At 63.6% G+C, this 14,238-nt stretch carries 11 protein-coding genes; 1 reads left to right on the forward strand and 10 read right to left on the reverse strand.

What is annotated here, in order from left to right; translation table 11 throughout:
• Positions 1-26: 26 nt before the first annotated feature.
• From IL54_RS21835 to kdpF, 7 genes are all read right to left on the reverse strand, one after another.
• Positions 27-1,238: a GGDEF domain-containing protein gene (locus tag IL54_RS21835; RefSeq protein ID WP_237236164.1), complete on the reverse strand. Its 1,212-nt coding sequence runs from the start codon at positions 1,236-1,238 to the stop codon at positions 27-29.
• Positions 1,239-1,305: 67 nt separating this feature from the next.
• A complete protein-coding gene (locus IL54_RS21840; RefSeq protein WP_237748992.1) occupies positions 1,306-2,028 on the reverse strand; it encodes a response regulator in 723 nt (240 codons plus the stop codon).
• Positions 1,997-4,645: a sensor histidine kinase gene (locus IL54_RS21845; protein WP_037480425.1), complete on the reverse strand. Its 2,649-nt coding sequence runs from the start codon at positions 4,643-4,645 to the stop codon at positions 1,997-1,999. Before IL54_RS21845 ends, IL54_RS21840 begins: the two co-directional genes overlap by 32 nt.
• A gap of 13 nt (positions 4,646-4,658) precedes the next feature.
• The gene (locus IL54_RS21850) at positions 4,659-5,213 is read right to left on the reverse strand and encodes a potassium-transporting ATPase subunit C (RefSeq protein ID WP_037480429.1); all 555 of its coding nucleotides are present in this window, start codon (positions 5,211-5,213) and stop codon (positions 4,659-4,661) included.
• Positions 5,214-5,243: 30 nt separating this feature from the next.
• On the reverse strand, positions 5,244-6,902 hold the full coding sequence (gene kdpA / locus IL54_RS21855; RefSeq protein WP_193378921.1) for a potassium-transporting ATPase subunit KdpA: 1,659 nt from the start codon (positions 6,900-6,902) through the stop codon (positions 5,244-5,246).
• A gap of 18 nt (positions 6,903-6,920) precedes the next feature.
• Entirely contained in the window at positions 6,921-8,930 is a 2,010-nt protein-coding gene (gene kdpB / locus IL54_RS21860) for a potassium-transporting ATPase subunit KdpB (RefSeq protein WP_037480432.1), read from the reverse strand.
• Complete coding sequence (gene kdpF, locus IL54_RS23540; protein WP_152542666.1) at positions 8,930-9,019, reverse strand: K(+)-transporting ATPase subunit F; 90 nt, start codon at positions 9,017-9,019, stop codon at positions 8,930-8,932. The genes kdpB and kdpF overlap by 1 nt, the downstream gene beginning before the upstream one ends.
• Positions 9,020-9,212: 193 nt before the next feature.
• Here kdpF and IL54_RS21865 point away from each other — a divergent pair, with 193 nt between their 5' ends.
• A complete protein-coding gene (locus IL54_RS21865; protein WP_037480436.1) occupies positions 9,213-9,608 on the forward strand; it encodes a hypothetical protein in 396 nt (131 codons plus the stop codon).
• A gap of 9 nt (positions 9,609-9,617) precedes the next feature.
• Here IL54_RS21865 and IL54_RS21870 read toward each other — a convergent pair whose 3' ends face one another.
• Genes IL54_RS21870 through IL54_RS21880 form a run of 3 tightly spaced genes read right to left on the reverse strand, consistent with a single transcriptional unit; the run spans position 9,618 to position 14,160 of the window.
• Complete coding sequence (locus tag IL54_RS21870) at positions 9,618-10,562, reverse strand: glycoside hydrolase family 43 protein (RefSeq protein ID WP_037480439.1); 945 nt, start codon at positions 10,560-10,562, stop codon at positions 9,618-9,620.
• Positions 10,559-11,770: a glycosyl hydrolase 53 family protein gene (locus tag IL54_RS21875; protein WP_037480441.1), complete on the reverse strand. Its 1,212-nt coding sequence runs from the start codon at positions 11,768-11,770 to the stop codon at positions 10,559-10,561. Before IL54_RS21875 ends, IL54_RS21870 begins: the two co-directional genes overlap by 4 nt.
• Positions 11,767-14,160: a beta-galactosidase gene (locus IL54_RS21880; protein WP_037480443.1), complete on the reverse strand. Its 2,394-nt coding sequence runs from the start codon at positions 14,158-14,160 to the stop codon at positions 11,767-11,769. The genes IL54_RS21875 and IL54_RS21880 overlap by 4 nt, the downstream gene beginning before the upstream one ends.
• Between the last annotated feature and the right edge of the window lie 78 nt (positions 14,161-14,238).

A 14,238-nucleotide genomic window follows, 5' to 3' on the forward strand; every position in this document is an offset into this window, starting at 1 on the left:
ATCAACAAAGGCGCTTTAAGCCGCGCTCAGGCTACGGCCTGCCCGGATTGTCGCAAATCCTCTGCTGTACAAAAATGTACCTGCGCCTTCCCCTTGGCCTTGGATCGGTACAGGGCGGTATCGGCAAAAGCCATCAGCCGCTCCAGCTCCAGGCCAAATTCGGGGGCCATCGCAATGCCCACGCTGACCGTAATGCGCATTTCTATCCCATCGACCAGATAGGGTTCGCTCAACTGCTTGATGATGCGCCGGGCAAGCAGGTCGGCTTGGTCCTGATGCCGCACATGGCCTTGGAGCAGCAGAAATTCGTCGCCACCCAGACGGCACGCCACATCCTCTGTCCGGATCATGCTCTGCAGCCGCCGCGCCACCTCCCGCAGCACCGCATCGCCAGCGGGATGGCCATATCGATCGTTGATCGCCTTGAAGCCGTCGAGATCCAGATAATGGACCGCCATCTGGTCGCCAATGTCCGATGATTGCACGTTGGTTTGAAAAGTCTCCCGCAACAACAGGCGGTTGGGCAGGCCCGTGAGCGGATCGAAGCGCGCAAGCGTCGCCAGATCATGTTTGGTTGTCAGATGTTCGACGGACGAAGCATAGAGATGCCGCACCGACTGCAAGCTCATCAGCGCGACCGTGACCAGCAGCAGGGCTTGCAGGGCAAAAAACTCGGCGTGCAGCAATTGATCATATTCGCGCGTGGCATGGATCAGCATGGCGACCGCCGTCGGCAGAACCACCAGCGACAAGCTCATGACGCATAGCTTGGGGCGAGAGGCGTTGCGCGATACTATTCCCGCACCAAAGGTGAAGATGAGGCTGATCGTTGCGATATGCACGAGCGGCTCGTGCGCGGACAAGGCACGTATGTGGAGCGCCGCCAGCAATAGCGCGAATATATAGGTCAAAAACGCATAGCGTCTCTCCCATGCCTTCAGCGCTGGGATATCCTGCGTAGTGCTTCCCGCGCGATTATAGGCTTTTATGAGCCAGACACGCGCCATGGTGATCACAATGGCAATACCGGTCAGAACGGCTATCACGCCATCCTGCCATTTGAGAAAGATCAGCGTGCCGACAAGGGCGTAGAGGATGCCAAAGCCGATGATCGGCATCGCCATGGCAAAGAGCGTGGAGACGAGGTCGCGATAGACGGCGTCCGGCAGGCTACTCTCACCTGCCGCGCTGAATGCCGAAATCCGGCGATGCGTTCCATTCTTGGCGCGTCTCTCCATACGCCATCATGGGCGCAAGAATGTTAACAGTATCCTACCGGTGCGCCGAACCGAAAAGGCTTCCGCTTCACGCGACCCTCGGTGCCGACCCTGCCAGGCGGTAGCCGACACCGGGTTCATTGATGATCAGCTTCGGGCGCGACGGATCCGCTTCGACCTTCTTGCGCAGGGCGCGAATGGCGACGCGGAGGTAATCGACATCGTCGCGATGGGCCACACCCCAGACGGTTTCGAGCAACGTCCTGTGCGTCAGCACGCGGCCGGGCTTTTCGCACAACGCCCATAGCAGGTCGAACTCGCGCGGGGTCAGCGCCACCGCCCCGCCACCGATCGTCACGGCATGGGCTTCACGATCGATCGTGCCGCCCTCGAACGCCCGCCGTTGCGGGTCGGCGCGACTACCCGTCTTGCGCCGCAGCGCCGAGCGTATGCGCGCCAGTAGTTCGGCGCTGTCGAAGGGCTTGGTCACGAAATCATCCGCGCCAAGGTCCAGCGCCGCCACCTTCTCCTCGGTGGCATCGCGGGCGGTCAATATGATGACCGCCAATCCAGCCTCCACCAGTTGCGGGATGATCTCCAACCCGTCCCGGTCGGGCAAGCCAAGGTCGAGCAACGCGACCAGCGGATGTGGCTGAACGGCCGCCAGACGCAACGCTTCGGCGGCTGTCGATGCCTCGGCATAGGTCAGCCCCGTCCGATCAAGCGCGCCCATCAGCAAGCGCCGGATCGCGGGCTCATCCTCAACGATCAGCACATCCTTATGCATCGGCAGCGCGTCCTTCCGCTTCATCCTTGGGGCGCCCCGGCAATATGACCTCGAACATCGCGCCCCCACCCGCCCGGTTGCCAGCCGTTATCGTCCCGCCGACTGCTTCGGTAAAATTCTTGGCGATCCACAGGCCAAGGCCCGATCCACCGACCCGGTCGCTCCCCTCCAGCCGGTGGAAGCGATCGAACAAAGCGTCGGTATCGGCGGGCAGGCCAGAGCCGGAATCCAGCACGCGGCACAGGACATCGCCGTCACGGCAGAGCAATTCGACCTCCACCTGCGTCGTTACAGGCGAAAATTTCAGTGCATTGTCGATGAGGTTGATCAGCACATGGCGCAACAGTAGCGGATCGCTGGACACGAACGGGCAATCGCCGTCGATCCGCGTCGTGACCCGCGAACCGGCCTCGTCCTGGCGTAGCGCCCGCAGGACGTCGGTGATGATATCGGTCAGGTCCACACTCTCCCATCGCGGTTCGATCGCGCCATGTTCGATCCGGGACGCCTCCAGCAGATCGTCGAGAAAGCGCTGCAACCGCCGCGATTCCGAACGGGCGATACGAATCTCGTCCGCGAACGCCCCTTCCGCTGGTATCGCCTCTGTCGCAGCGATCACGGCGGTCAGCGGGGTGCGCAGGTCATGCGCGATGCTGCCGAGCAACGCGCCGCGCAGACGATCCCGCTCGCGCAAGGCGTCGACCTGGCGCGCCTGCCCCTCCAGCACGATACGTTCATGCGCCAGCGCGGTCTGGTCCACTAGGGAAGCGAGCATGACCGCGTCATCGGGCCGGATGATCCGCTCCTGCGAGGGCCGCGCCAGTCCCAGCGCCCCCATGGTGCCAAGCGATGTCCTAAGCGGATGGAATTGCCAATCGGATGCGTTCAACGTGCCCGTATCGCGCCCTGTTGCGATACCCTGTTCCAGTGCCCAACGGACCGCGGCTTCGTCGATCATGTCGATCCGGCGATAGGCGTCATTGCCGCGCACCATGATATTCTCATCCTCGATCGTGACGATCACCGCTTCGACATCGAGCAGATTGCCGATTTCGCGGCAAGCTACCCGCGCCGTCTCCTCCTTCTCCGACAGTCCCCCCATCAAGCCCGCAAAGCGCGCCAGCGACGCATTGAGGCGCGCGACCCCGGCGCTCGTTTCGGCCTGCCGCCGGATGCGCCCGGCAAGCCAGCCGACCACAGCCGCGACCAGCGCCAACACGGCAAAGGTGATGACATTCTGGGGATCGTCGATGGTCAGGCTATGGAGGGGCGGGATGAAGAAGAAATTGTAGCAAAGCGCGGCCCAGACCGCCGACCAGAGACCCGCGCGCAGCCGCAGCACCGTCGCGGACAGGATGACCGGGATCAACAGCAGCAGGTCGATCGCGCCGAACGGCAGCCATGGCTGGACCAGCCGCAGCACGGCAACGGTTGCGACGACGATCGCAAACGCCACTATATCGTCGCGGGCAAAGGCCGCTTCACGCGGCTTGTCGGGCCTCTCATCCGCATCGCTGAGCGGCACGACATGCACCGCAACCCCTTGCGCCTTGCGGATCACGTCCTGGGCGATCGATCCATGTCGCCATTCGAACCAGCGCGACCGGCGGCTCTTGCCGATCACGATTTGGCTGGCTCGCAATTGTCGGGCCTGATCGACCAGCGCGTCCCCGACATGGTCGGCCGCAACGGTCATCAGCGACGCGCCAAGCGACGCCGCCAGCGCCAGATTGTCGGCTAGCTGCTCGCGCTGCGCGCCGACGATCGCGCGCGCCCGGCCGCTTTCGACAACTACTGCGGTCCAGGGCGCATGAAATATATCGGCCATCCGCCTGGCATGGCGGACGACCTGCGACCCGCCTTTGCCGGGGCTCACCGCGACCATCAGCCGCTCGCCAGCGACGAAATCGCCCTCGTCGCCTGCCGTGCGCAACTGATCGGTGAGGCGCCGGTCGACGCTGCGGGCGGCAAAGCGCAGTGCCAGTTCGCGCAACGCGGCCAGCTTGGTAGGTGTGAAGAAATTGGAGAGCGCCCGGCCCGCCGTGTCCGGCAGATAGATTTTGCCTGCCGTCAATCGCTCGATCAGGGCATCGGGGGGCAGGTCGACAATGATCAGTTCGGCATCGTCCAATATCTGGTCGGGCACGGTTTCGCGCACGCGGATATGGGTGAAGCCCGCCACGACGTCATTGAGGCTTTCGATATGCTGGATGTTGACCGTGGTGGCGACATCGATGCTCGCCGCCAGCAATTCCTCCACATCCTGCCACCGCTTGGGGTGTCGGCTGCCCGGCGCATTGCTATGCGCCAACTCATCGACCAGAATCAGCCCCGGATGCCGCGCGATCGCGGCGTCAATGTCGAACTCGTCCAGCGCATGGCCCTGATGATCGACGCGGTGGCGCGGCAATATGCGCAACGGTTCGAGCAGCAGCGCCGTCTCGCTGCGGCCATGGGTTTCCGCCACGCCGACGACGACATCCACACCCTCCGCCTGTCGCCGCGCCGCGTCCTGCAACATGCGATAGGTCTTACCGACGCCTGGCGCAGCACCCAGATAGACGGTCAGACGCCCGCGCTGCTCCTGGCGTGCCAGCCGCAGATAATGGTCGGCATCGGTGGAGGGGGTGGATTGGGTCATCGCTGGACCTGCTCTATGGCTTCACGCGATCCAGCGCCAGATTGAGTTGCAGCACATTGACGATCGGGTCGGGCGCGAAGGGGCCACCCGGCACGATCGCGCCATCATTGACCAGCCGCGCCACCGCCGCTGGATCGATACCGCGCGCCCGCGCCACCCGCTGCACCTGATACAGCGCCCCACCGCGCGAGATGTGCGGGTCCAGACCGCCGCCGGACGCCGCCACCAGATCGGCCGGAACGGGATTGGCGGACGTTGCCCCATAGCGCGCGACGGTTTCGGCGGCCCGCTTAGCCAGTGTCTCGCTGGTTGGCGACAGGTTGCTACCCGCCGCGCCCATGGCATCATAATCGGCGGCGGACGGACGCGGCCAGAAATAGCGGTCGGACGTGAAATTTTGCGCCGCCAGTTCGCTGCCGACCGCCCGGCCATCGACTATGATGATCGATCCATTGGCCCGAAACGGCGCGACGCTCTGCGCGAAGGCGAGAACGAGCAGCGTGTAGCCGACAACGCAAACAAGCAGCGTCACCAGCCAAAGGCGGATCGAGGGAATGAGATAGGCCATTGCGTATAATCCTTTCGACCAAGCGGCCGCTTAGCGCATCAATGTCACATGTTCGGCGATCGGGCCGAGCGCGGCGGCGGGGAAGAAGGTCAGCGCGCCGAAGATCAGGATGGTGATCACCAGCATGATGCCGAAACTGCCGCCCTCCACGCTCAGCGTGCCCGCGCTTTCCGCACTGCGCTTCTTGGCCATCAGCGATCCGACAATCGCCAGCGGCACGATGATCGGCAGATAGCGTCCGATCAGCATGACCAGCCCGGTGGCGATGTTCCAAGGCCCGGTATTGTCGCCCAACCCCTCGAAGCCCGACCCGTTATTCGCCCCCGCAGAGCTGAATTCGTAGAGGATTTCGGAAAAGCCATGCGCGCCGACATTGTGCAGCGTCGCCTGCCCCCAGGCGGTCGCCGCGAACAGGGCGGTGCCACCCAATATGAGCAGGGCGTGGCTGAACAGCGCCAATATGGCCAGCCGCATTTCCCCGCCTTCGACCTTGTGCCCCAGATATTCGGGCGTCCGCCCCACCATCATCCCGGCAATGAAGACCGCCACGACGATATAGAGGAACATGTTGATCATGCCCACGCCGACCCCGCCGAAGGTGGCGTTGAGCCACATGCCGATCATCGGCATCAGGCCGGTGAGGGGGTTGAGGCTATCATGCATGGCCGCGACCGACCCGTTGCTGGTCGACGTAGTCAGCACCGCCCAGAGCGGCCCGGTCGTCGCGCCAAGGCGCAATTCCTTGCCCTCCAGATTGCCGACATCCTGCATCACCGGCAGGTGGACGAAGGCCTGGGTCGGCGCGGCTTCGAAGGCGACCGATCCGCCGATCTTTAGCAGCAGAAAGGCGAGCATCACGGCGAAAATCACACCGGCATGTTTCATCCGCCCGATGATCCGGCCGAACATCCATACGCAAGCCATCGGAATGATAATGATGGCGATCATCGAAAAGCCGTTCGACCAGAAGTTCGGGTTTTCCAACGGGTGCGTCGAGTTGGGACCAAAGAAGCCGCCGCCATTGGTGCCCAATTGCTTGATCGCGACAAACGCGGCGGCAGGCCCGCGCGCGATTGTCTGCGCTACGCCCTCCAGCGTCGTTACATGGGCCGCGCCCTCAAAGGTCATCGGCACGCCGCTCAGCGCCAGCGCCAGCGCGACAAGGATCGCCAGGGGCAAAAGCACGCAAAAGGTCGCCCGTTGCAGGTCGAGGAAGAAATTGCCCATGCTCGCTTGCCCGGCAATCCCGCGGGCCAGGGCTGCCAGAGCGGCGATCCCGGTGGCGGCGGATACGAATTGCAGCCACATCAGCCCGCCAAGCTGGGCCAGATAGCTCCAGCTGCTCTCCCCGGAATAATGCTGCAAATTGGTATTGGTGGTAAAGGACGCCGCTGTGTTGAACACCAGGTCGAGCGAAGCGGCGGTCTGGCCATCGGGATTGAGCGGGAGCCAATGCTGCGTCGCCAGCAGCAGAAAGACAAACACGAACATCAGGGTGTTGAACGCCAGCAGTGCGACCGAATAGTGCTTCCAATCCTGCTGCGGCGCGCGTCCCGCAACTCGCACAAACAGGCCATCGGCGCGCGCGAAGCGCCCCGAAAAGAGCGCCGCCATATAGTGGCCGAGCGGCCAGGACAGCAGCGCCGCGCCGCCGACGATCAGGATGATGGTGAGAATGGCTGTTAACATGATCTGGTCCTTTCCCGCTCAAACCAGGCCGAGGCCGGCAACGGCGACGTCGATGAGCTTGATGCCGATAAAGGGGGCGATCACGCCGCCCGCACCATAGACGCCCAGATTGTGGAGCAACTGGCTGGCCGCAGGCATGGGGCGATACGCGACGCCCCGGAGCGCCAGCGGCACCAGCAGCGGAATGATGAGCGCATTGAAGATGATCGCCGAGAGGATGGCGCTCGACGGGCTCGCCAGCCCCATCAGGTTGAGCACGCCAAGCGACGGATACAGCACCACGAAAATGGCAGGCAGGATCGCGAAATATTTGGCGACATCATTGGCGATCGAGAAGGTGGTCAGCGCCCCGCGCGTCATCAGCAACTGCTTGCCGATACCCACCACCTCGATCAACTTGGTGGGATCGCTGTCCAGATCGACCATATTGCCGGCCTCGCGCGCTGCCTGCGTGCCAGTATTCATCGCGACACCCACATCGGACTGGGCCAGCGCAGGCGCATCATTGGTGCCATCGCCGCACATGGCGACCAGCTTGCCCTCTGCCTGTTCCTTGCGGATATAGGCGAGCTTATCCTCTGGCGTTGCTTCGGCCAGAAAGTCATCGACCCCGGCTTCCGCCGCGATCGCCGCTGCCGTCAGCGGATTGTCGCCCGTGATCATGACCGTGCGGATGCCCATGCGCCGTAATTCGCCAAAGCGTTCGCGGATACCCGCCTTGATCACATCCTTGAGATGCACCGCACCCAGTAGCCGGCCATTTTCCACCACCGCCAGCGGCGTGCCTCCCGCTTGCGCGATACGATCGGTAATCTTCCTGAGCGCGCGGACGATGTCTTCGGGGAAGTCGCCCAGCTTGAGGACCGCATCCACGGCCCCTTTGCGGATGCTTCGCCCCGGCAGGTCGATCCCGCTCACCCGCGTCTGCGCGGTGAAGCCCACCGGCACAGCGTCGGCGGGCAGGGCGTCGCCGTCTCCCGCCAGCGTCACGATCGACCGGCCCTCCGGCGTGGTGTCGGACAGGCTGGCGATCCGCGCTGCGCCGATCAGGTCCGCCTGTGCCACGCCCGGCAGCGGTACGAACTCACTTGCCTGCCGGTCGCCGATCGTGATGGTGCCGGTCTTGTCGAGCAACAATGTGCCGATGTCGCCTGCTGCTTCGACTGCCCGGCCCGATTTGGCCAGCACGTTGAAACGGATCAGCCGGTCCATGCCCGCAATGCCGATGGCGGACAACAGTCCCGATATGGTGGTGGGGATCAGCGCGACGAAAAGCGCGATCAGCACCGGCACGGAGAGCACGCCGCCCGCATAAGCGGCAAAGGCCGGGAGCGTCCCCACCGCGACGAGAAAGATCAGCGTCAGCCCCGTAAGCAGGATGGTCAACGCAATCTCATTCGGCGTCTTCTGCCGGCTTGCGCCTTCCACAAGCGCAATCATGCGATCGAGAAAGCCGCTGCCCGGTTCCGCTGTCACCTTGACCTGGATTTGATCGGACAGGACGGTCGTGCCAGCCGTCACGGCCGACCGGTCCCCGCCTGCCTCGCGGATCACCGGTGCACTCTCGCCGGTGATCGCGGCTTCGTTGACGGAGGCGACGCCGACCACGACTTCGCCATCGGCCGGGATCTGCCTGCCTTGCGTGACCAGCACCACATCGCCTTGCCGCAACAGCGTGGCAGGCACTTCCTCGGTCGCGCCATTTTTCCCGATGCGCAGCGCGACGATCTGGTCCTTGGTCGCGCGCAGGCTTTGCGCCTGCGCCTTGCCACGCCCCTCTGCCAGCGCTTCGGCGAAATTGCCGAACAACACGGTTAGCCACAGCCAGAATATGAGTTGTGCTTCGAACGCCAGATCGCCCGTACCGACGATCATGTGGCGCAGCAGGATGACCGTCGCCACCATGGCGACGATGGCCGTGGTGAACATCACCGGATTGCGCACCAGCGTCCGGGGATCGAGCTTGATGAACGCATCGCGGACCGCAGGCAGCAGCAGCGCGCGCTCGAACAGAGAGGTGCCGGCCATCAGAAGCGCTCCGGCCGGATCAGCACAGCGGTCAGATAGCCCAGCAGGCCCAACGCCACCAGACCAGCAAGGGCAAAGTCGAACGTCATGAAAGACTCCTTTTCATCGGAGCCGAAAATGGCCGCTATGCGCATGAACTATCGATGGGGGTTGATGGCCTTACCCATGAAAATCCTGTAAAAATGCTGTGCAAACTGGCCCATCCTCGCTCGACCAATCGGTGACAGCGTGTCTTTATACCGCTATCGGGCATCGACTTTGGACCCAGGATGGAGAGGCCTCATGCTGCCTGCACGCACCTACAGCATATCGATCGACCGGGATTGGCAGGCGCTCTACGACCGTATCTGGCGGCCGGAAATCTTCCCCAAATGGGCTTCCGGCCTTGCCGAATCCAATCTTCGCCAGGACGGCGATCGGTGGCTGGCCGATGGCCCGGAAGGTCCAGTGGCCATCCGCTTCACGCCGCATAATGCGTTCGGCGTGATGGACCATTATGTCGATACCGGGAGCGGCACGGAAATCCATGTCCCCTTGCGCGTCATCGCCAATGGCCATGGGGCGGAGGTCATGCTGACGCTGTTCCGTCAACCCGGCATGGATGATGAGATGTTCGCTCGCGACGCCAAATGGATCACCCGCGACCTGCGTGCGCTCAAAGCCTTCGCGATGGCGTAAACACCTTATCTATTCGTTCTCGATCGCATCGATCACTCCACGCGGTACGCTAAGCAGCGAGCCATGGCGCGCGCCTATTGGCAGCGCCAGCCGATCGCTGACATCCTGCCATGTCGCCATGTCGCGGGTCATGGCTGCGCCCCAGCTGCCTTCCTTGTAAATGTCGTAATAGCAGACAAGCGCATCGCCGATCCGCGTGGTCATCGGCCCTTCGACCCAGGCAGGCGAGAAAGGGGCGGACAGCGCGCCAAAAGGGCCGGACGGACTGTGGGCGGGTGCGCTGCGCAACCATTTGCGCGGTGGCGACACCGTCTCATCCTTGACAATCAGGTGCAGGCTGCCGTCCGGCGCGTGCGCAAAACTGCCGTCGATGACGCTGAAACCTGGATCATAGAGCGGTTGCGGCGGTGAAAAGGTGGTGAAATCGCGCGTAGTGGTGGACCAGAGGCGATGGTTATACCCTGATTCCGACGTGCCTTCGGTTTCCCGGTAGCGGCTAGTGACCGTGCTGGACCAGAAGAGCAGCCAGTGCCGCGCGCGGGGATCATAGATGGCTTCGGGTGCCCAGCAATTGCGCGTGCCGCTTATGGTCACCATGACCGGAATAGCCTGCTGCGGCGACCAGTGGACGAGGTCGCGACTGGTGGCATGGCCGATCGTCACGCCCTCCCAGGCGGTGGTCCACAGCAGATGATAGAGGGCTCCGTCCCGAAACAGGAAGGGATCGCGCAACAGCTTCTTCTCGCCGACTTGTGGCACCAGCAGGCTGCGCCCGCCCGCCAACGGGCGAAAGGTGAAGCCATCGTCGCTGGTAGCCAGTTTCAGGCCATCCGCCTCGCCCTTCCCGGTCGTGAAATAGGCGAAGACCATCGGATCGGCCCCGACCACCGGGCGCGTGGTGCATGCGGTGAGCGCCAGCGCCCCAGCGCCCAGCGTGAAGTCGCGGCGGTTCACGGTCGATAATCCTTCGCCATCCGATCATAGAGATCGAGCAGGGGATTGGCGACATAATCGCCGCCAACGCCCATTGGTCCTGTCGGTTGGGGCTTGGGCGCTGGCGCAGCGGTGGCAAGGCCGCCGGGGGCTTCGGCGCTGTTGATGCCTTGGCTCAGCAGGTCGGGTTTGGGGCCTTCGCCCGCATTCTCGCCATTGCGGTCGAAGATCGCTTCTTGATGCCGGGTCGGTTCCCAGATGAACGTGCCGCAGCCGCGCTTGTCCGGCAGGGCGTGGACCAGATCGTTGATATAGCGTTTGCGACTGGAATATTCGGCGACCAGCAGCCCTTTGCCCGGATAGCGTTTGAGGAACTGGTCGAAGCTGTTGGCCCAGTCGCCCTGTCGCTGCTGCTGATAGGCGGAAAAGCCGATTACGTCGAAATCGACATTGCGTGCCACCAGCGCGTCGGTCCATTCGCGCACGATACCCCAATGACGCCCCAAATGATTGTGCAACTGGATGGCGATGCCCGGTTCGGCGCGGCGCGCCCCCGCTATGCCCGCGCGCAACAAGGCGGCGAAGGCATCGAAGCCACCAACCTGACCGACCTTGGCATGATTGGCGTCGGTGATGGGGTTGCCGGTGGGGGTGGACAGTTTCACCCGGCCATGGGGCCATAATATGCCAAAGGTCGTTTCGTTACCGATCACCGCCATGTCGACAGGCGCGCCGCCCGCGCGCATCGCGACGAGCGTGTCATGCGTGTGGGCATCGACGGCTTTGGCGAGCCTAGGCAGGTCATAGCCTGCCCAGGCAGCGGGCACGCCCTGATGCTCAGGGTCTGCCCAAGTGTCGCTATAATGGAAGCTTAGGACCAGATACAGGCCCGCGTCGCGGACGCGGCGGCCGAGTTTGATGGTCTGTTCCAGCCCGGCCCATGCCTTATCTGGCTCTCGCTTCGAATAGCCATTCGCCGGATCGACGAAGATGCGCAGGCGAATGGCGTTGAACCCCGCGTCCCGCAACAGGAGGATGGGGTCTTTCTGCTGATCCTTGACGAAATAGCGAGCCCCTGCGGCCTCATCTTCGGGAATCCAGCTGATGTCCGCGCCGATCAGAAAGGGGCCGGGGCGTGCGCCGGTCTTCTTGGGCGCGGCCAGCGCAGGCGTGGTCAGTAACGGCAGTGTGGCGAGGCCAAGCGTGGCGCGGCGGGTAAGAGCGGTCATGCGCGGATCTCCAACTGATATTCGGGGACGAGGCGAAGGGTGAGCAACTCCGCAACTTGGTCCGCTTTGTGCAGTTTCGCGCGGGCGCTATCGTCCAGATAGATTGGGGCATCTGCACGCAGCGGCAGGATGGTCAATGTCCATGGTCGCCCCAACCGTTCGGCAAAGCGCTTGAGGCCGATGCGCCAGACGCGGCCGTCCCAAAAGGCATCGTCCAGCATATCCATGCCGTCGAACAGGCGACCTATGTCGCCACGCCAGTCAAGCTCCAGAAAGGCGTCGCCGGTCGCCAGCGCATCCTTGGGTAGCGTGAAGGTGAAGGCGGCGGCCGCGCGATGCGCTTCGGGCAAGGGCTGCATCGCGGCGTTGGCGGGGCCGCCGATGACGATGGGCGGTGCCGTGCCGGGGGTGCGGCTCCGGGTAAAGGGAATCGCTCTGGATGCCGGGCCTTTCGCCGTTGCCGTGCCCGCTCGACCGGGCAGCATGCGATAGCGGAAGGCGGGATCGCCGCGCTGGCGCAGGGTCAGGCTGTCTGTTCCGAACATCGTGTCGGCAGACGTCAGGACAAGGCGGCGCTGGCCCGACAGGTTGCCAACCCACAGGCTGCGCGCGGACATCTGATCGAGCAGAAGCAACCGAACCTTGCGGCCATCGGCTCTGGTCACGGTCAGCAGCCGGTCCGGGGCAGGCGGGACATCGGCGATGACATGTGGACCGTCGGCGCGGGATGGCGCCGATAAGCGCGTGCCCGAAGGGAAGGCGAGTTCGACGGACCCTGGCGCAGTGGCGATCAACACATGGATCGGGCCATCCGCATCGGCCAGTCGAGTGACGGGCTGGGCGGTGGCCCAGCTGAGCAAAACGCAGTCCAAGTCCAGGCCGATCGGCCAGAAGAAGTAGTCGCCTGTTGCAATCGTGACCGGCCGCGACGGCAGGGTGACTGGGCCAGTGGTCAGTTGGACAGTGAACTGCACGCCGCGATGGGCAGGGGTGGCATATTGGCGGACATGGTTGTTGACGAACAGGAAACCGCTGTCCCCCTGCGACCGAACTGACCAGCGCAGCGTTTGCAGGTCGTTCTTGTCGCTGGGTAGCCTGGCAGGGGCCTGAACGGCCATGGGTGCGAGCCGATCGCCATATTGCCCAAGGAAATAATGCAGCGGACGCAGCGCAGCGTTTACCGGGTTTACCTCACCATATTGGCCGATCGGCGCCTGAAAATCATAGCCGATGATCGGACAGTCATTATAGCCGCCCGGCCGCTGGCTCTCTTCCAGGGTGCGGCCCTGCGCGAGCGGGTTTGCCCCGCCGTGGAACATATAATAGCCCAGCAGATTGACGCCCGACCCGACCTGCGTGGTGACGGCGGCCGCCACATCCTTGGGGTCGAGCAGCGGTCGGCGGCGATACATGACGGGCACGCCACCGCCATATTCCGCGCCCAGGAAGGGCGTGTCCGCCATATCGCTATCGGCGTCGCCCCGGCGATTGCTCCGGGTCTGCGCGCCAAGGTCACCGCTCACCCGGCTATCGAAACGGAACAGGTAATTTTCCTTGGGCGGCAGCGCGGTGGTTTTGGCCGACCAGGGTTCGTCAGGATAGCCGCCATGGACGGGTACGACCTCGCCTTTGGGGTAGAGCGTCTGGTCCCAGCCAGTGACCGTATAGAGCGGCACGTCATAGCCGATCTTCTGCGCCATGCTTTTGAGCGTAGCGATATGCGCGCGGCCTTGACCCGGCCCATCGAGATTATATTCATTCTCGATCTGCATGCCGACGATCGGGCCGCCATCTTTCCAGAACAGGCCCTTCACCTGGTCATGAAGACTGCGCCAGAAGCGTTCGACCTCTGCCAGATAAGCGGCATCATTGCTGCGCGGGTGCGTGCCTGCGACGATCCAGTCGGGGATGCCGCCAAAGCGCGCCTCGGCATGGCCCCAGGGTCCGGGCCGCAGGAAGAAGAGCAATCCCTCGGCGTCGCATAGCTGGATGAAGCGACGAATGTCGCGGTCGCCAGTCCAGTCGATCTGGACCGGCGACAGCTCCACATGATTCCACAATATATAGCTGGCGACGATGGTGATGCCCGCCGCCTTCATCTTGCGCAATTCTTCCGCCCAATAGCGCGCCGGGAAGCGGGTGAAATGAAATTCGCCCATCACTGGCAGCCAAGGCTGCCCATCCCGAAGCAGGGTCAGGTTGGTGAGGCCGATCGTGCCATTGGGGCCGGTGCCCGTGCCCATGCGCAGATGCCCCGTTTTGAGCGGCGGGCCGGACTTTCTAGCACCAAGCGTCAGCGGTGCGTGCGCGACGGCGGGAGCGGGGAGGGCGGCTCCCAGTGCAACGAGACCAGTGGCGGTAAGAGCAGCACGCCTGTCGATATCGGGCATCCATCCTCCATGATGTGAGTTGGGAGGGTTATCCCTCCTCTGTTCGATCGTCCGTTCGCCCTGAGCCTGTCGAAGGGC

The sequence above is a fragment of the Sphingobium sp. ba1 genome, assembly GCF_000743655.1.
GTDB lineage: Bacteria > Pseudomonadota > Alphaproteobacteria > Sphingomonadales > Sphingomonadaceae > Sphingobium.